Below are 17,445 nucleotides of genomic sequence, written 5' to 3' on the forward strand. Positions count from 1 at the left end.
GTTAATTTACTTTTCGCTTTGCAGCCCTTTTTCCATCGCTTTCCACGACAGCGTTGCACATTTTATACGGGCTGGGAACTTTGCGACACCCTGCAGCGCTTCAATATCATCCAGATCCAAATTGTCCGGATAATCATTGCCAAGCATCATTTCTGAAAAGACATGGGACAATTTCATCGCATGCTCAATGTCTTTTCCTTTGATAGCCTGTGTCATCATTGAGGCGGAGGCCATAGAAATCGAGCAGCCTTCGCCATCAAATTTAGCGTCCGTGACAACCCCGTCTTCTACCTTCATCGTCAAGTGGATCCGGTCGCCGCACGTTGGGTTGTTCATATCAACGGTTACACTGCCGTCTTCAATTGCTCCTTTATTGCGCGGGTTCTTATAATGATCCATAATCACCTGACGATACAGCTGATCTAAATTATTAAAAGACATCTGAGAAATACTCCTTCGTTTTTAACAAACTGGCCGCAAGTCTGTCGATATCTTCTTCCGTGTTATACAAATAAAAGCTTGCGCGTGCTGTTGCCGAAACCTGGCACCATTTCATTAATGGCTGTGCACAATGGTGGCCAGCACGGACAGCGATTCCTTCTGCATCCAGAACAGTTGCTACGTCATGTGGATGAACATCATCTAAGTTGAATGTTACCACACTTGCCCGTTCTTTTCCTCTTTGCGGCCCGAAAATAACAATACCTGGAATATCAGATAGGGTATCCATAGCGTAAGAAGCCAGCTTATGTTCGTGCTGTTCAATATTATCAAGACCGATTTCGCTTAGAAAATCAATCGCCGCGCCTAAACCGACTGCACCGGCTATAATAGGTGTGCCGCCTTCAAATTTCCACGGAAGATCTTTCCACGTCGATTCATATAAACCAACAAAGTCAATCATTTCGCCACCAAATTCAACTGGCTCCATTTCTTCTAGAAGATCTTGCTTTCCGTACAATGCCCCAATTCCAGTCGGTCCGCACATTTTGTGCCCGGAAAAAGCGAAAAAGTCGCAGTTTAGCTTTTGTACATCAATCGCTAAATGCGGAGCGGCCTGGGCTCCGTCCACGACCATCACTGCCCCATTTTCATGCGCAATTTTTGTAATCTCTTCAATGGGATTAATCGTTCCAAGCACATTCGATACCATCATCACAGAAACAATTTTTGTGTTCGGTGTAACGGTATTGCGCACATCTTCTAATGAAATTGTGCCGTCTTCCTGTAAAGGAATGTATTTTAATGTGGCGCCTGTCGCCTTTGCCAGCTGCTGCCAAGGAATAATATTAGAATGATGCTCCATTGTCGTAATAACAATTTCATCACTTTCTTTTACGTTCGCCCGGCCATAGCTTTGGGCAACAAGATTTAATGCTGTAGTCGTCCCACGAAGAAAAATAATTTCTTTTGTTGAAGCCGCGTTGATAAATTTGCGTACTTTATCACGGGCACCTTCGTATAAATCGGTTGCACGGTTGCCGAGCGTGTGAACGCCTCTATGCACGTTTGAATTAGAATGACGGTAATAATCATTCAAGGCTTCAATAACTTGAACCGGTTTTTGGGATGTTGCCGCACTGTCAAGATAAACGAGTGGATGACCGTTCACTTCTTGATCAAGAATTGGAAAGTACTTTTTTAGTTCTTTCGCATTCATTGGCGAACTTTCCTTTCAATGACACCTGTTAATTGCTTTTTCACGTTTTCGATTGGCAGTTTGTTCACAACCGGAGCTAAAAAGCCATGAATAACAAGACGTTCTGCTTCCTGCTGTGAAATGCCGCGGCTCATTAAGTAATAAAGCTGAAGCGGGTCAACACGGCCGACAGATGCTGCGTGCCCTGCCGTTACATCATCTTCGTCAATAAGAAGAATCGGGTTCGCATCCCCGCGCGCTTTTTCGCTAAGCATCAACACACGTGATTCCTGCTCGGCATTTGACTTCGATGCGCCATGCTCGATTTTGCCGATGCCGTTGAAGATTGATTTTGCTTCATCTTTCATCACGCCGTGCTTTAAAATATAGCCTTCTGTATGCTTGCCGAAATGAACAACTTTTGTCGTGAAGTTCATGGACTGCTTGCCACGTCCAACAACAACCATTTTTGTATCGGCGTAAGATCCATCACCGATTAAGTTTGTGACATTTTCTGAAACCGTATTGCCATCGTTCATGATGCCAAGTGACCATTCAATACGCGCATTTGGTGCCGTAATGCCGCGGCGGTTTACGTACGTCGTTACATTTTCTGTTAATGTGTCTACCGCACCATAAGAAATTTGAGCGTTGTCGCCAGCGATGACTTCTGTCACGATGTTCGCTACACCCTGCTCTGTTTTCACCGTGGAAATGTAGTTTTCTACGTATGTCACAGAACTGTTCGCTTCCGCTGCTACAATAACGTGGTTGAAAAGCGCCGCCTGAGCATCATCATGGATAAACACGGCTTGAACCGGCTCCTTGATTTCTACATTTTTTGGCACATATAAGAAAATACCGCCGTTTACAAGGGCTGCATGAAGAGCCGTTAATTTATGCTCGTCTGCTTTTACCACTTGCTGCATAAAATATTTTTGAAAGAGGTCGCTATGTTCTTTTGCTGCTGTCGCAAAATCTGTAAAAATAACGCCTGCTTCTTTCAGTTCATCCGATAGCTTTAAAATAGACGGTGTATTGTTGCGTTGTACGTATACATTTTGTGTATCGTTTTCTTCGCCGATAACCGCCTGAGCAGCTTCTGGAAGTGCAGAAAGTGCATTAAACGGTGCGCTTTGTACATTGTGCGCTCCAAATTCAGTGAAATTCCATTTATCGATTTTCGTTTTATCCGGCTTTGGAAGCGGCAGATCCTCCGCTTTTTTGAACGCATCCAGACGAACGTTCAACAGCCATTCAGGTTCATTGTTTGCAGTTGAAAAATCCCGAATTAATGATTCATCAACTGACCATTTTGTTTCCGTCATGTTTGTTCCTCCTCGATTACTGTACCGTTTCGTCTTCGATGCCAAGTTCCTGCTTGATCCAGTCATAGCCTTCCGCTTCAAGGCGCTCAGCTAGTTCCGCACCGCCGGATTTGACAATTTTACCCTGCATCATCACATGCACGTGATCAGGCGTAATGTAGTTCAAGAGACGTTGGTAGTGAGTAATCATCAGGCAGCCAAAATCTTCGCCGCGCATTTTATTGATTCCTTTTGATACAACTTTTAATGCATCGATATCAAGACCAGAGTCAATTTCATCTAAAATCGCAATTTTCGGTTCAATTGTCATCAATTGAAGGATTTCATTGCGTTTTTTCTCACCGCCGGAGAAGCCTTCGTTTAAATAACGCTGTGCCATATCCTGATCCATTTCAAGAAGATCCATATTGCCGTCCATCTGGCGGATAAATTTCATCAATGAGATTTCATCGCCTTCTTCGCGACGGGCATTCACAGCGGAACGAAGGAACTCGGCATTTGTTACGCCTGTAATTTCGCTCGGGTATTGCATCGCAAGAAACAGACCTGCGCGCGCGCGTTCGTCTACTTCCATTTCGAGTACATCTTCTCCGTCAAGCGTGATTGTACCTTGTGTAACTTCATATTTAGGGTGACCCATAATGGCAGAGGAAAGAGTGGATTTACCCGTTCCGTTCGGTCCCATAATCGCATGGAATTCGCCGCCTTTAATTTCAAGGTTGACCCCTTTTAAAATTTCTTTCCCGTCAATCGCGACGTGAAGATCTTTAATTGTTAACGTTGATTGTGACATGATTTACCCTCCGTATTCATCGGCTGAGACGACCGATTATGTCTATTCTCAATTTATTCTCATTACAATCTTATAACAAATAGAATTTATATTCAACCGTGGAAATCGGTTATATTCAGTATTCTCAAACAAAAGAAGAAAAACCGGCTTTTTGGCCGGCTTTTCTTCTAATTCAATATTAAAGATGATTCGTAAAATTACGGTTCAGGTCAGCAACCATGCGCATTGACTTTTGGTAGTCTTCTTCGCGCTGCTGCTCAACTTCCATTCTCACTTCATGCTTCTGGCTGTACTCTGCATAGCCGACACCGTAATTGGCGTGCATCGCTTTTTCCATACCTTCTGTGTGCTTCATATTGAGTGAGTTACTAATAGGGAATCAATCCTTTTCGTTTTTTTTTGGAAACTGGAACTTCCGCTACCTATCATAACAAGCTTCAGCCGGGAGATGCAAAAGCCTTCTGACAGCCTCTCCCGCTCTCACATGACGTGAGCTCCGGTATACTCTCATATATTACCCGTATCAAAGAATATAAACCTTATTCTCTTGAATTCGCAATTATCCGAAAATAAACAAAAAAGAAAAAGTGAATGGCACTCTGCCATCCACTTCATTCTATTACTCTGTTACAGGAACAACTGCCCCGTTCCATTCTGATGTAATAAAGTCTTGAATTTCTTTTGATTTTAATACGTCAACCAGTGCCTTGATTTTTTCGGAATCTTCCTCACCTGCACGTGTAACGATTAAGTTCGCATATGGTGAATCAGTTCCTTCAAGCGCAATGGAATCTTCTGTGGGGCTGATACCGGCATCAATTGCGTAGTTTGAGTTGATGACAACCGCATCGCCTTCACCGTTATTATAAATTTGTGGAAGCAAGGCCGGCTCGTAATCATAATCAAACTTGATGTTTTTTGGGTTTTCAGCAATATCTTCAAGAGTAGCCTGTGTTTTGTCGATGCCATCTTTAATCGTAATTAAGCCTTCCGCTTCTAAAATCATTAAAATACGGCCATGCTCCGCAACCGAGTTGCTTAAAATGATGGTTGCACCGTCTGGAAGTTCATCCAGGCTTTTGTATTTTTGTGAATAAACAGCCATTGGCTCAATATGGATAGCACCGGCGCTTTCAAAATCGTAGCCTTGTTCTTTTTCCTGTAAATCAAGGTAAGGAAGGTGCTGGAAGTAGTTTGCATCCAAATCGCCTTCTTCAAGTGCTGTGTTCGGCAAAACGTAATCCTGGAACGTTTCGATTTGCAAATCATAGCCCTGTTCTTCCAAAAGCGATTTTGCTTCTTCTAAAATTACCGCATGCGGCGTATTTGATGCGCCGACAACGATTGTTTTGTCTTCTTCTGAAGAACCTGAATTTGAATCTGAAGCTGTATCTGACGCTTCATCCCCGCCGCCGCATGCCGCGAGTACAAGCACAATAGCGGCCGTTAACAAGCCTAAAAGCCATTTTTTCATGCTGATTTTCCTCCTGGAAATAAATTATTTTTATTAACGTTTATCGAGCTTACGGACAGCCGTATCCCCGATAAACTGAATAATAAACACGATTACTAAAATGACAATAGTGGCCATAATCGTCACATCATTACGGCTGCGCTGGAAGCCGTCTAAAAAGGCAAGGTTTCCAAGACCGCCCGCTCCAATTACGCCGGCCATTGCGGTGTATCCAACAAGCGCAATCGCTGTCACAGTCAAGCCGGAAACGAGCGCCGGCAGCGACTCTGGAATCAGTACTTTTTGGATGATTGTCCATGTCGAAGCCCCCATTGCCCGAGCTGCTTCAATTACGCCTTTATCAATTTCACGGAGCGCGATTTCAACCATCCGCGCGTAAAATGGCGCCGCTCCAATAATAAGCGCAGGCAATGCGGCATTTTCACCGATAATGGTGCCCATGATTGTTTTCGTAAACGGAATTAATAAAACAATTAAAATAATAAATGGAATCGACCGGAAGACGTTCACAATCACAGCTGTAACGCCGTATACTGCCTTGTTTTCCCATAGCTGGCCTTTTGATGTTAAAAATAACAAAAGACCGAGAAGCATGCCGAGAATAAACGTAATGACAACGGAAATGCTCGTCATATAAAGTGTTTCATACGTTGCCTCCCACATTTTCTCCCAATCGACATTCGGAAACCACTGCTCAATCATAAGTGATCACCTCCGAATCGACTTGCTGGGCATCTAAAAACGCAACGGCTTTCGCGACTTCAACTGAATCGCCCGTTACTTGCATGAATAACGTACCGTATGCTCCATTTTGGGTTTGAGAAATTTTCCCCTGCAAAATGTTCACACCGACATTAAACGACCGGATTAATTCTGTTACAACCGGCTGCTCGGCTGACACACCGACAAACGTCAATTTAACAATTTTCCCGTCCGGATGCTCTGCCAGCAAGTGCTGAATCGTTTCTTTTGATTCTTCCGGCTCGGTTACCTGCTGAACAAATCGTTTCGTGATCGGTTGCTCCGGACGACGGAATACATCGAGAACCGGGCCTAGTTCAACAATTTTCCCTTCCTCCATGACCGCAACCCGGTGACAGATTTTCCGTATTACGTGCATTTCGTGTGTAATCAATACGATTGTTAAGCCAAGCCGCTCGTTGATATCAACGAGAAGCTCCAAAATGGAATCCGTCGTCTGCGGGTCAAGTGCAGACGTCGCTTCATCACAAAGAAGCACTTTTGGATTGTTTGCGAGCGCGCGGGCAATGCCGACACGCTGCTTTTGACCGCCTGATAATTGAGCTGGATATGAATCACCCCGCCCATTAAGACCAACAAGGTCAATCAGTTCATCAACGCGCTTGTTCCGTTCTGCTTTTGCCACGCCGGCAATCTCAAGAGGAAATGAAATATTTTCACGTACCGTGCGTGACCAAAGCAAATTAAAGTGCTGGAATATCATGCCAATTTCCTGGCGCGCTTTTCGAAGTTCTGAACCTTTAATCGTAGAGATTGTTCGTCCTGCTACGGTTACAGATCCTTCCGTTGGCGTTTCAAGTCCGTTCAGCATACGGATGAGTGTACTTTTCCCAGCACCGCTATAGCCGATCATGCCGAAAATTTCACCTTCCTGAACGGAGAGATTTATGTCATCAACAGCCTTTACCGGGCCATTTTTCGTTTGAAATATTTTTTTTGCTTGTTCAATGAAAATCACAGGATCACTTCCTTTCCACAAAAAAAGCCATCTGCCCATAATGACAGAAAGGCTTTGTGTCCAAATTTCCTTTCTCTCATCTCCCGGAGCATATTGCTTCGTGTGATTTGGCACCTTTTCTTTTAAAAGACGGTTGCCGGGCTTCATCGGGCACATTCCCTCCGCCGCTCTTGATAAGAGTCGCTTTTAATTATGAATGGATTTTACCACCGTCTTTACGTTTGTGTCAACAACCTCAGTTTAAATTCCGACAAAAATCGACAGGTTTATGAAAGAGATCGTATTTCTTCATATATATATGGAACTGACTGAAAAGCGTAAATTTTCTTTTTTAAATTCCCTTTTTCAAATAAAAGTAAACAAGGTACACTCTCAATTTCAAATTGACGGGATAAATCTTCATGATAATTCAAGTTGATGCGTTCAAGCGGCACATCAATATTCATTGCTTCAACAACATCAAGCATTCTCCCGGCCACCTGGCATGTCCCGCACATCGGTGTATAGAGATAAAGTGAAGCTTTCGGTTTTGTGATAAACGTTTGAATCGATTCTGCTGTGTCCATTTACTGCTGAGTCCCTTCTTTCTGCAAAAACTCGCCGCGCACATCGATGTTGGCGCCCATTAAAATGGAAGCCAAGTAACGGTGTGGCGCCGAAGCAACTTCTTTATAGCTTCGGTCAATATAAAGGTGACGGGCGTGAGGAAGTTCACGCTTAAACTGGCGGCGAAGCTTTTCACCTGACGCATCCGCATCAACTAAAATGTAAACATCACGCTCAAACAGTTCATCCACCAATTCATCAAGGCGCGAGACCCCAATCGTGCCATTTGTACAAATGATGTCTACCGGCTCTTTTACAATTTCAGCCACCCGTTTTCGATCAGATGACCCTTCGACGATAATTGTTTTTTCCACCATCATCACCAATCACCCCGCTGCACGTTATTATCCAGGCTGTTGACAAACGCTCGCTTTCGGCGTCACTTGCCGGGCGTGAATGCGCATGACCCCAAAAGGTCACTCCGCTTCCCGCCCGGCGCCGTTCCTTGAAAGCCAAATGTTTTCAATCAGCCTGCTTTCTAACTTTGTCTGCATTCTGTATCTTTAATGTTACGTGTTTTTAAAGAAAATGCAAATAAGAAAAGCGCAAGGCGGTCGATTCAGCCTGCCTCGCTGTCTGGAGCTGGACAAAAAAAGCAAAAAGACCGGCAAAATGCCGGTCCCGTTTTTAATCTTCTTTTGTCATTTCTTCATATTGCTCCGCTGTCATGAGTTCATCAATTTGTGCGGCATCAGACGGCTCCACAACGATCATCCATGCTTTTTCATACGGTGATTCGTTGACGAATTCAGGGCTGTCATCCAATTCTTCATTAATTTCCACAACCGTACCACTGACAGGCGCATACAATTCAGAAACGGTTTTAACAGACTCAACGCTGCCGAATGGCTCGTCTGCCGTTACTGTGTCACCGACAGATGGAAGCTCGACAAATACGATGTCGCCAAGTTCCGATTGGGCAAAATCTGTAATACCAATGCGCACTTTCCCGTCTTCTTGTTTTACCCATTCATGTTCTTCCGAATAACGCAGCTCTTTAGGCAAATTCATTTGTATGTACCTCCAGATTGGAATAATTACACTTTACACTTTACTGATTCTTTAAGCAGAAATCAAGAAAATCACTGCCACTTTTGCATATAATCTTCTTCTTTAAATCCGACGGTCACTATTTCATCTCCAATTGCAAGCGGCCGCTTGATCAGCATGCCGTCCGATGAAAGCATGTCAAGCAGCTCATCATCTGAAGCTGCTGCTACTTTATCTTTTAATCCAAGCTCACGGTATTTCTGTCCGCTCGTGTTAAAAAACTTTTTCAGCGGAAGTCCACTTTTTTCATATGCTTCTTTTAGTTCCGCTTTTGATGGCGGCGTCTCCACAATATGAATGGCTTCGTACGATATATTATGCTCATCCAGCCACTTTTTAGCATTACGGCACGTCCCGCATTTCGGATACCAGTAAAATTTCATTGTTTATCACCTCATGACATCATATTTCGACATAAGTGAAAAAAGTCCTTTTTTACATACGATTTTTTTCCACGCTGAAAACGCCCCTTTCAAGAAAGGGGCGCCCGCTCGTTAAACGACGTATTTTAATGATTCATTCAGACGATCCGCAGCTTCACGTTTTTTCGCAATAACGTTGATTGGCGTATGGCGGCCGAGCTTTCGCAGCACAGACATCATCATGCGCAGACTGTCACCGGACTCAATGGCAATGACCGTTTCTTTCGCATGCAATTCGATTTCGTTGAACGCTTCCTGACAGAAAATTTGTGTATACAGTACTTTTTGTTTATTCTTCTCTTCGCCGGACACCGCGATGGCTTTTTCTGTCCGCAGCACCGCTGATTCCATCGCATAAACGAGGTTAACCAGATCGGCGATGTTGGCAAGTACTTCCTGCTCTGCTTCCAGTGCTTTTCCATATTTCTGCACCGCAAGCCCGGCGGCAAGAAGCGCAATTTTTTTCGCATTTTTCACGAGCATTTTTTCCTGCGCCAACAGCTCTTCGCCGGGTTCTTCCGGCATAAGCATCATGAGCTCGCCCTGCAGTTCTTTTGCTTTTTCAAATAACGGCAGTTCGCCTTTAAATGCCTTTTTCACAAATGTGCCCGGTACGAGCAGCCGGTTAATTTCATTTGTTCCTTCGAAAATCCGGTTAATCCGGGAATCCCGATACATACGGGCGATTTCATACTCTTCCATGAAACCGTAGCCTCCATGAATTTGGACGCCTTCATCGACAATGTAATCGAGTACTTCCGATCCAAAAACCTTGCCGAGCGAGCATTCAATTGCGTACTCGGCAATGGACTCCGCAATGGCTTTGCCATCTTTTTGTTCCTCTTCAGACAGCGCGCTCATCCGCTCTTCAAAATAGCCGACAGTCCGGTAAATCGCACTTTCCGCCGCATATAGTTTAGACGACATCGTACCGAATTTTTCTTTGATCAAATTAAAATTGGCAATCGATGTTTTAAACTGCTTACGCTCGGACGCGTATTTAAGCGAAATGTCGAGTGCCCGTTTGGCACTGCCGACGGTGCCGACGCCCAGCTTGTAGCGGCCGATATTTAAAATATTAAAGGCGATGACGTGTCCCCGTCCTGCTTCACCGAGCAAGTTTTCAACCGGTACTTCTGCATCTGACAAAATTAATGTACGGGTTGAAGAGCTTTTAATCCCCATTTTCTCTTCTTCCGCACCAGTTGATACACCTGGATAGCCTTTTTCCACGATAAACGCAGAAAACTGCTCACCATCAATTTTTGCATAAACGGTAAAAACGTCTGCAAAAGCGGAATTAGTGATCCACTGCTTTTCACCGTTTAACACGTAATGCGTGCCTGCATCATTTAACCGTGCGGTCGTTTTTGCGCCGAGTGCATCTGAACCGGAACCAGGCTCTGTTAACGCGTAGGCGGCAAGACGGGTTCCGGAGGCGAGATCCGGTAAGTATGTTTCTTTTTGCTTTTCATTGCCAAACAACACTATCGGCAGTGCTCCAATCCCGACGTGTGCGCCATGCGAAATTGAAAACCCACCTGCCACTGCCATCTTTTCCGCAATGAGCGCAGAGCTGACTTTATCAAGGTTGAGCCCGCCATACTCTTCTGGTACATCCGCCGCAAGCAGCCCGAGTTCTCCTGCTTCCTGCAGCAATTTCACCGTCCGGTCAAATTCATGCTTTTCAAGGTATGGTACTTCCGGCATAACGCTGCCCATTACGTATTCTTCCGTTGTTTTTGCAATCATTTTTTGCTCATCTGAAAAATCTTCCGGTGTAAATACTGCGTTTGCTTCGACTTCTTCTATTAAAAATGAACCGCCTTTTGCTGCCATGATCATTTCCCCCTTTTTCCCGCATTAACGGGCAGTAAGATTCCCACCTCAAGATTGTAAGAAAGGCAAAGAGGATCGGTGGGAGATCCAACTGCCCGTAAAAGCCCGATTCGTTCAACCAACCGTTAGCGGAAGATGACGCCCCGATTAACGGAAGATTTACGTTAATTGATCAGTTCAAATATCCCGGCGGCTCCCATTCCGCCTCCGATACACATTGTGACAACACCAAATTGCTGATTACGGCGCTTTAATTCATGCAGCAGCGTGAGCGTCAGCTTCGTTCCGGTGCAGCCGAGCGGATGACCAAGTGCAATTGCGCCGCCATTCACATTCACTTTATCTTCATCAAGCCCGAGTTCCCGAATGACTTGAATCGACTGGGAAGCAAATGCTTCGTTCAGCTCAAACAAATCAATATCGGACAACTCAAGACCGGCAAGCTTGAGCGCTTTTGGCACAGCCACGACCGGCCCAACACCCATAATTTCCGGCGGAACCCCTCCGACCGCAAATGAGCGAAACTTGGCGATTGGCTTTAATCCGAGTGATTCTGCCTGCTCCCGCTCCATCACCATGACTGCTGCTGCTCCGTCAGACGTTTGAGATGCGTTCCCTGCCGTAACCGATCCTGTAACCGAAAATGCAGGACGCAGCTTTGCCAGTCCTCCCATTGATGTTCCGTGGCGAACCCCTTCATCCATCGAAAACGTCACATGTTCTTCATGTATTTTATGATCAGTGCCCACTTGACGGAACGTGACATCCACCGGCACAATTTCATCAACAAACTTTCCTTCCTCAATCGCGCGGGCGGCTTTTTCATGGCTCAAGACGGCAAAAGCATCCTGATCTGCTCGGGAAATGCCATATTTTTTAGCGACTTCTTCTGCTGTATGACCCATCGACATGTAATAGCCTGGCATTTCTTCTGCGATTTTAGCGTTTGGCCGAGCGACATGGCCCATCATTGGCACTAAGCTCATCGATTCCGTTCCGCCGGCAATAATTGTGCTTGCATGGCCTAGCATGATCCGCTCTGCTGCATACGCGATCGACTGAAGACCGGATGAACAGTAGCGGTTGACTGTAATAGCCGGCACATCATGTGAAAGCCCGGCGAGTGCGCCAATGTTCCGTGCTACATTTAATCCCTGCTCCGCTTCCGGCATCGCACAGCCAATAATCAAATCGTCAATTTCCCCACCGTAATTTCCTGCCCGCTTGAGCGTTTCTTTTACGACCAGTGCACCTAGATCGTCAGGACGTGCATAACGAAGTGTTCCTTTTTTTGCCCGGCCGACCGGTGTCCGCGCTCCTGAAACAATAACCGCTTCTTTCATTTTATTTCTCCCCTTTAATTACGAAGTGGTTTTCCTTTAACGAGCATATGCTGCATGCGCTGCTGTGTTCCCGGCATCGTGACAAGCTGCAAAAATGCTTCCCGTTCAAGCTCTAACAAGTATTCTTCATCAACGTTCGTTCCAAATGGTACGTTGCCGCCCGCAATAACCCAGGCGAGTTTTTTGGCAATCGTCAAGTCATGGTCAGAAATAAAACCGGATGCATGCATAGACTGGGCGCCTAAGAGCAAGGTCGCATAGCCGGTTTCCCCAGTGACCGGTATTTTTTTTCTGGCTGGTGCCGTATAGCCTCTATCCGCCAGATGAAGAGCGGCTTTTTTGGCGTCGTGTAAAAGATGGTCCTGATTGATGCTAATGCCATCTGAGCGATATAAAAAGTGATTGTCACGCGCTTCCGCAGCGGATGCGGAAACGTTCGCCATCGCAATCGTTTCGAATACTTTATTGGCAACTGCCTGCAGATCATAGTTCACACCGTCTGCCATTTGGTTTAAATGGCGAATATAAAGCTCCTTGTTGCCGCCTCCTCCAGGAATGAGACCCACGCCGACTTCAACAAGCCCCATATACGTTTCATGCGCTGCTTGAATATGTGCAGCCGGCAGGCATACTTCTGTTCCGCCGCCAAGCGTCATTCCAAACGGTGCGGCTACAACCGGCTTTGAGCTGTATTTAATCTTCATCATCGCCTGCTGAAAGTGCTTTACGGTCATATCAATTTCCCATATGTCATCGTCTTGTGCCGCCATTAAAATCATCGCTAAATTCGCGCCGACACAGAAATTCTTCCCTTGGTTGCCGATGACGAGCGCTTTGTAATTTTCCTCCACTTCGTCTATAGAGGCGTTGATCATTTGAATAATATCCATGCCGATCGCGTTGTTTGGCGAAGTAAACTGAAGCAGTGCCACCCCGTCCCCGATATCGTGCAGGCGCGCACCGCTGTTTTCTTTAATCACCTTTGTTCCTTTACGCAAATGAATGACTTTTTCATTTTCCTCAAGCGGCTTGTAGGATTTCGAAGCAGGATCATAATACTGTCCGTCTTGGTAAAACGGACCATTCATTTCCTTTACCCAGCCTGAAACAGCCAGCCCTTCCGCTTCCATTTTTTCAACGGATTCTTTTACACCAATCTTATCCCATATTTCAAAGGGACCGTCGTTCCAGCCAAATCCCCATTTCATCGCCTGGTCAATCGACACGATGTCGTCAGCGATTTCGCCCGTAAGCTGAGCTGAATAAAGAAGTGTCGGCGCAAGAATCTTCCAAAGAAATTGTCCTGCTTCGTCCTTTGCGTAAACGAGTGTTTTCCATTTGGCCGACCCTTTTTGCTGCTTTGCCATTTCAATTGAATTCGCTTTCATTCTCTTCCGTTCAACGTATTCCATCGTCGCGGCGTTCAACTCTAAAATTTCTTTTCCTTCTTTTTTGAAAAATCCCTGTCCTACTTTTGCGCCGATCCAGCCTTTTTCGTGCATGCGGGCAAGTACTTCCGGAACATCAAAAACAGCCTGTTCCTCTCCCGTTGTCTGGTCGTACACATTTTTCGCTACATGAATAAATGTGTCGAGACCGACCACATCGAGCGTCCGGAATGTGGCGCTTTTCGGTCTTCCAATCAGGGGACCTGTGATAGAATCCACCTCGCCAAATGACAAATCCATTTCTTTCATAACGTGCATCGTTTTCAATAAACCGTATGTGCCAATCCGGTTGGCGATAAAATTCGGTGTGTCTTTCGCCAGTACGACTCCTTTGCCAAGGAGATTTTCACCAAACGATTTCATGTATGCTGTCACAGCTGGATCTGTATCGTCTGTCGGAATCACTTCGAGCAGTTTTAAATAACGGGGCGGGTTAAAAAAATGGGTACCGAGAAAATGTTTTTTAAAGTCGCCGCTCCGTCCTTCTTTCATCGCGTTTATTGAGATGCCGGATGTGTTTGATGAAACGATGCTGCCTTTTTTCCGGTGGGCATCTACAAGCTCAAAAATCGATTTTTTCACGTCAAGCCGTTCGACTACGACTTCAATAATCCAGTCTGCTTCCGCTAATTTGTTCAAATCATCTTCAAGATTACCTGCTGTAATGAGCGCCTCATTTTGTTTAGAGGCGAGCGGTGCGGGTTTTTGCTTAAACAGCTTTTGGATAGCGCTTTCAGAAAGATGATTGCGATTTTCTGCTTTATCCGGTACGATATCGAGCAAAACGGATGGAATACCGATATTGGCCAGGTGCGCTGCAATACCAGACCCCATAACACCAGATCCGATCACGGCCGCTTTATGAATGTGCTGAACCACGTTCGTGTCCCCCTCTTGAATGAATACTCATTCATTTATTATATTTTTACTATACCTTACCTTTTTTTATATTTCAACTGTCACATGAGGGAAATTTTCGGGTAAACTAGTGGAAAGTTGATGGAGTGCCTGTTGTTTTGCTTTAATGCAATGGAGGTCAGGCACTGGGAAAGGATGTGACAGCCATGAGAGAAAAGATTGTACAATTATTTGTCCTAGCTGCATTTGTTGGTCTTGTTTATTTTTCGATCCGTTTTTATTCGAATGAATTGTCGGTTGCGTTTACGTATTTAGCCGGTGGGATTTCGGTGTTTGTCGTGCTGAATCTGCTTCTGTTTGATTCAAGGGGCACGAATTCAAAAGTGGCTTGGAGTGCGCTCGTTCTCGCGTTCCCTCTGGCCGGTGCCGTTGTATACGCTGTGTTCGGACGCGATCCGAGAAGACGATTGATGCCGAAGCATGTAATTTCAGAAACAGTTAAATTTATTACAACAATGCGGCATCTCGGAAAGGAATGGGACATTTCGGAACAGCTTCCCGAAGCGAAAAATATCCGGAATATGACGGGCTTTGAAGCGCTTGCCGGCAATAAAGTAGATGTTTTAACAAATGGTGATGAAACGTTTCCTGCTATTTTAGAGGCGATCCGCCACGCAGAACACCATATTCATATTCAATATTATATTTTCAAAGATGATGAAATTTCTAAGCAAATACGTGATGCGCTCATTGAACGGGCAGAAGCAAATGTGCACGTGCGCTTTTTGTTTGACGGACTCGGTTCGTCCAGTCTGCCGAAATCGTTTTTAAAACCGCTCAGAGATGCGGGGGGTGAAGCGCATGCATTTGACTCCATCGTATCGCCCTGGCTGACGCGCACCGCCAATTTGCGAAACCACCGAAAAATGGTTGTGGTCGACGGTCACACCGGTTTTACAGGCGGATTAAATGTGGGCGAAGAATACCGAAGCAATACGCCTCAATTCGAAGTGTGGCGCGATACTCACATTCGGATGGAAGGGCCGGCTGTCCGCCAGCTGCAAGAAGCTTTTATTACCGACTGGATTCATGCGACAGGTGCCAAGTCATCGCTGTTAGATGAATTAAAAGAGCCATTTCGATTTGAAGTGTATTTTCCTTCAAAGGTGCATGAAGCCAATCAAATGGTGCAGACCGTTTACGGGGGACCGTATAATGAGGAACGCGACGTACGCGATGCCATGATGGAAATGATTCAGTCAGCGGAAAAATCGATTTGGATCGCCTCTCCGTATTTCGTGCCAGATGATGAAGCACTTGCTGCCATCCGTGTTGCAGCCCGCAGCGGTAAAGATGTGCGTGTAATTGTACCGGGTAAAGGCGACCGGGCTATTTCGTTTTATGGAACGAATTCGTATTTTAAAGATTTACTCAGCGCTGGCGTAAAAGTGTTTTCGTATCGTGATGATTCTTTTATTCATGCTAAAGTGTTATTAATTGATAATGTGCATGCTATTGTCGGGACGGCCAATTTCGATGTCCGCAGTTTCCGGTTGAACCATGAATTGATGACATTTTTATATAACCGGACACCTGCTGTCGAAAAAATTGAAATTGATTTTCTTCATGACTTTTCTGAATCTGTTCCGGTCAGCCGCGAACGTTACGAACATCGCACGTTTCTAAAACGAATTGGCGAATCACTAGCCCGTCTGCTGTCACCAATTTTGTAAAAAACGGTCACCTTTTGCTAAGGTGACCGTTTTTTATTGGATTAAAACCCACAAATGTATTCTGTTAATATTTCTTTAAAGGTGAGTAATGATTCTGTTTCCACATATTCATTCTTTCCGTGATGATTGGCACCGCATGGTCCAAATTCAACCGCCGGAATGCCGCGTGCCGCATAAAAACGTGTATCGGCTGTTCCATGCTGGCCAAACAGCTCGATGTTTCGCCCTCGTATATGCTCGGCTGTTTTTTGAAGCCTGACGATTAATGGATGATCTGGATTCGTTTGCACGGGCTCTCCTTCACTCAGCACCCGAATTGTCCCATTTACCACTCCTTTTATTTCACTGAGCAACACAGCCGGATTCTGCCCCGGCAAATAGCGAATGTCAAGATCCATGATACAGCGATCCGGTACTTGATTAATGGCCTGACCGGCTTGGATCCGGGCCAGATTAAGTGACGGATGCTCAAAATAAGGCGTACTTACATTAAAAATGGGCAGTGCTTCAATCTTCTTATATGTCTCAACGGCATTTAAGATGGCATTATCGCCAAGCCAGGGCCGGCTGCCGTGAGCGGAAACCCCTTCAATTTCTATTTCCAGCTGCAATAGGCCCTTTGCTTGTACAGCAATATCCAGATTCGTTGTTTCGCCACAAATAACAACGTCACCAATTAACCCATGCTCTACTAAATACTTTGTGCCTTTTTGCCCGCCTTTTTCTTCATCCGGTACAAGAGCGAGCATCACCTTGCACGGCAGCTCTTCTTGAACGAGCTCAGCCATCACATGCATCATTACCGCTACCGACCCGAGCATGTCAAAGCTGCCCCGTCCGTAAAGCTTTCCTTCCGCCACATATGGAATAAATTGATCCGGTCCGGCCGGCACGACATCTAAATGCCCATTTAAAATAACCGTCGGTCCTTCTTTTCCGATAATAGAAACGACACTTTTCAATCCTTCATTGTCAAGGACTCTCGCATGAACACCGTTCGCTGCCAGCCATTCTGAACAATATTCAGCGGCCGCGTTAATCCGGTCTTTTTCCACCGTTCGGAATTCAATCAATTTTCGTGTCAAAGATACAATTGATTCTTTCATCCACGCTCTCTCCTTTACTGCAAAAACACTCTTTTATATAACTTCCTTTTGTCTGTGCAAATAAACATACAAAAAGAAGCTGAACA

17 protein-coding genes and 1 riboswitch are annotated in these 17,445 nt (G+C 45.3%); of the genes, 1 reads left to right on the forward strand and 16 read right to left on the reverse strand.

The features are described 5' to 3' along the window. Positions 1-6: 6 nt before the first annotated feature. The 15 genes from sufU to BA724_RS00405 form a co-directional block, all read right to left on the reverse strand. The gene (gene sufU / locus BA724_RS00340) at positions 7-441 is read right to left on the reverse strand and encodes a Fe-S cluster assembly sulfur transfer protein SufU (RefSeq protein WP_069936706.1); all 435 of its coding nucleotides are present in this window, start codon (positions 439-441) and stop codon (positions 7-9) included. Then, on the reverse strand, positions 431-1,660 hold the full coding sequence (locus BA724_RS00345; RefSeq protein ID WP_069936707.1) for a cysteine desulfurase: 1,230 nt from the start codon (positions 1,658-1,660) through the stop codon (positions 431-433). Before BA724_RS00345 ends, sufU begins: the two co-directional genes overlap by 11 nt. Then, positions 1,657-2,967 carry a Fe-S cluster assembly protein SufD gene (gene sufD / locus BA724_RS00350; protein ID WP_069936708.1) on the reverse strand — a complete coding sequence of 437 codons (1,311 nt, stop codon included), beginning with the start codon at positions 2,965-2,967 and terminating at the stop codon, positions 1,657-1,659. The genes BA724_RS00345 and sufD overlap by 4 nt, the downstream gene beginning before the upstream one ends. Positions 2,968-2,983: 16 nt before the next feature. Further along, positions 2,984-3,760, reverse strand: a complete 777-nt coding sequence (gene sufC, locus BA724_RS00355) for a Fe-S cluster assembly ATPase SufC (RefSeq protein ID WP_069936709.1) — start codon at positions 3,758-3,760, stop codon at positions 2,984-2,986. 178 nt (positions 3,761-3,938) lie between these two features. After that, on the reverse strand, positions 3,939-4,115 hold the full coding sequence (locus BA724_RS18390) for a YuzK family famiily protein (RefSeq protein ID WP_169818467.1): 177 nt from the start codon (positions 4,113-4,115) through the stop codon (positions 3,939-3,941). A 264-nt stretch (positions 4,116-4,379) separates the two neighbouring features. Further along, positions 4,380-5,234 (reverse strand): MetQ/NlpA family ABC transporter substrate-binding protein, encoded by an 855-nt coding sequence (locus BA724_RS00360; RefSeq protein ID WP_069936710.1) that lies wholly within the window; start codon positions 5,232-5,234, stop codon positions 4,380-4,382. 33 nt (positions 5,235-5,267) lie between these two features. After that, positions 5,268-5,936, reverse strand: coding sequence for a methionine ABC transporter permease (locus tag BA724_RS00365; RefSeq protein WP_069936711.1), 669 nt, complete (start codon positions 5,934-5,936; stop codon positions 5,268-5,270). Further along, positions 5,929-6,954 (reverse strand): methionine ABC transporter ATP-binding protein, encoded by a 1,026-nt coding sequence (locus tag BA724_RS00370; RefSeq protein ID WP_069936899.1) that lies wholly within the window; start codon positions 6,952-6,954, stop codon positions 5,929-5,931. Before BA724_RS00370 ends, BA724_RS00365 begins: the two co-directional genes overlap by 8 nt. A gap of 73 nt (positions 6,955-7,027) precedes the next feature. Continuing rightward, a riboswitch (SAM riboswitch) is annotated at positions 7,028-7,134 on the reverse strand. An 86-nt stretch (positions 7,135-7,220) separates the two neighbouring features. Next, a complete protein-coding gene (locus BA724_RS00375) occupies positions 7,221-7,520 on the reverse strand; it encodes a thioredoxin family protein (RefSeq protein WP_069936712.1) in 300 nt (99 codons plus the stop codon). Beyond that, a complete protein-coding gene (locus tag BA724_RS00380) occupies positions 7,521-7,883 on the reverse strand; it encodes a ribonuclease M5 (protein WP_069936713.1) in 363 nt (120 codons plus the stop codon). A gap of 304 nt (positions 7,884-8,187) precedes the next feature. After that, positions 8,188-8,571, reverse strand: coding sequence for a glycine cleavage system protein GcvH (gene gcvH / locus BA724_RS00385; RefSeq protein ID WP_069936714.1), 384 nt, complete (start codon positions 8,569-8,571; stop codon positions 8,188-8,190). 71 nt (positions 8,572-8,642) lie between these two features. Beyond that, positions 8,643-8,993, reverse strand: coding sequence for an arsenate reductase family protein (locus tag BA724_RS00390; RefSeq protein WP_069936715.1), 351 nt, complete (start codon positions 8,991-8,993; stop codon positions 8,643-8,645). 111 nt (positions 8,994-9,104) lie between these two features. Continuing rightward, positions 9,105-10,877, reverse strand: a complete 1,773-nt coding sequence (locus BA724_RS00395) for an acyl-CoA dehydrogenase family protein (RefSeq protein ID WP_069936716.1) — start codon at positions 10,875-10,877, stop codon at positions 9,105-9,107. Positions 10,878-11,035: 158 nt separating this feature from the next. Then, positions 11,036-12,214 (reverse strand): acetyl-CoA C-acetyltransferase, encoded by a 1,179-nt coding sequence (locus BA724_RS00400; protein ID WP_069936717.1) that lies wholly within the window; start codon positions 12,212-12,214, stop codon positions 11,036-11,038. A 14-nt stretch (positions 12,215-12,228) separates the two neighbouring features. After that, positions 12,229-14,541 (reverse strand): 3-hydroxyacyl-CoA dehydrogenase/enoyl-CoA hydratase family protein, encoded by a 2,313-nt coding sequence (locus tag BA724_RS00405; RefSeq protein WP_069936718.1) that lies wholly within the window; start codon positions 14,539-14,541, stop codon positions 12,229-12,231. A gap of 185 nt (positions 14,542-14,726) precedes the next feature. On the opposite strand from BA724_RS00405, the gene cls reads away from it, so the two are divergent. After that, positions 14,727-16,253 carry a cardiolipin synthase gene (gene cls, locus BA724_RS00410; protein WP_069936719.1) on the forward strand — a complete coding sequence of 509 codons (1,527 nt, stop codon included), beginning with the start codon at positions 14,727-14,729 and terminating at the stop codon, positions 16,251-16,253. 41 nt (positions 16,254-16,294) lie between these two features. Here cls and BA724_RS00415 read toward each other — a convergent pair whose 3' ends face one another. After that, positions 16,295-17,359, reverse strand: a complete 1,065-nt coding sequence (locus BA724_RS00415; RefSeq protein WP_069936720.1) for a M20 family metallopeptidase — start codon at positions 17,357-17,359, stop codon at positions 16,295-16,297. Between the last annotated feature and the right edge of the window lie 86 nt (positions 17,360-17,445).

The sequence above is a fragment of the Domibacillus iocasae genome (assembly GCF_001750285.1).
Taxonomy (GTDB): domain Bacteria; phylum Bacillota; class Bacilli; order Bacillales; family Domibacillaceae; genus Domibacillus; species Domibacillus iocasae.

What these genes read in the sequence shown, in the direction of transcription:
- sufU (WP_069936706.1), bottom strand. Translation starts at nt 441, where the DNA reads ATGTCTTTTAATAATTTAGATCAGCTGTATCGTCAGGTGATTATGGAT.
- BA724_RS00345 (WP_069936707.1), bottom strand. Translation starts at nt 1,660, where the DNA reads ATGAATGCGAAAGAACTAAAAAAGTACTTTCCAATTCTTGATCAAGAA.
- sufD (WP_069936708.1), bottom strand. Translation starts at nt 2,967, where the DNA reads ATGACGGAAACAAAATGGTCAGTTGATGAATCATTAATTCGGGATTTT.
- sufC (WP_069936709.1), bottom strand. Translation starts at nt 3,760, where the DNA reads ATGTCACAATCAACGTTAACAATTAAAGATCTTCACGTCGCGATTGAC.
- BA724_RS18390 (WP_169818467.1), bottom strand. Translation starts at nt 4,115, where the DNA reads ATGAAGCACACAGAAGGTATGGAAAAAGCGATGCACGCCAATTACGGT.
- BA724_RS00360 (WP_069936710.1), bottom strand. Translation starts at nt 5,234, where the DNA reads ATGAAAAAATGGCTTTTAGGCTTGTTAACGGCCGCTATTGTGCTTGTA.
- BA724_RS00365 (WP_069936711.1), bottom strand. Translation starts at nt 5,936, where the DNA reads ATGATTGAGCAGTGGTTTCCGAATGTCGATTGGGAGAAAATGTGGGAG.
- BA724_RS00375 (WP_069936712.1), bottom strand. Translation starts at nt 7,520, where the DNA reads ATGGACACAGCAGAATCGATTCAAACGTTTATCACAAAACCGAAAGCT.
- gcvH (WP_069936714.1), bottom strand. Translation starts at nt 8,571, where the DNA reads ATGAATTTGCCTAAAGAGCTGCGTTATTCGGAAGAACATGAATGGGTA.
- BA724_RS00390 (WP_069936715.1), bottom strand. Translation starts at nt 8,993, where the DNA reads ATGAAATTTTACTGGTATCCGAAATGCGGGACGTGCCGTAATGCTAAA.
- BA724_RS00395 (WP_069936716.1), bottom strand. Translation starts at nt 10,877, where the DNA reads ATGATCATGGCAGCAAAAGGCGGTTCATTTTTAATAGAAGAAGTCGAA.
- BA724_RS00400 (WP_069936717.1), bottom strand. Translation starts at nt 12,214, where the DNA reads ATGAAAGAAGCGGTTATTGTTTCAGGAGCGCGGACACCGGTCGGCCGG.
- cls (WP_069936719.1), top strand. Translation starts at nt 14,727, where the DNA reads ATGAGAGAAAAGATTGTACAATTATTTGTCCTAGCTGCATTTGTTGGT.
- BA724_RS00415 (WP_069936720.1), bottom strand. Translation starts at nt 17,359, where the DNA reads ATGAAAGAATCAATTGTATCTTTGACACGAAAATTGATTGAATTCCGA.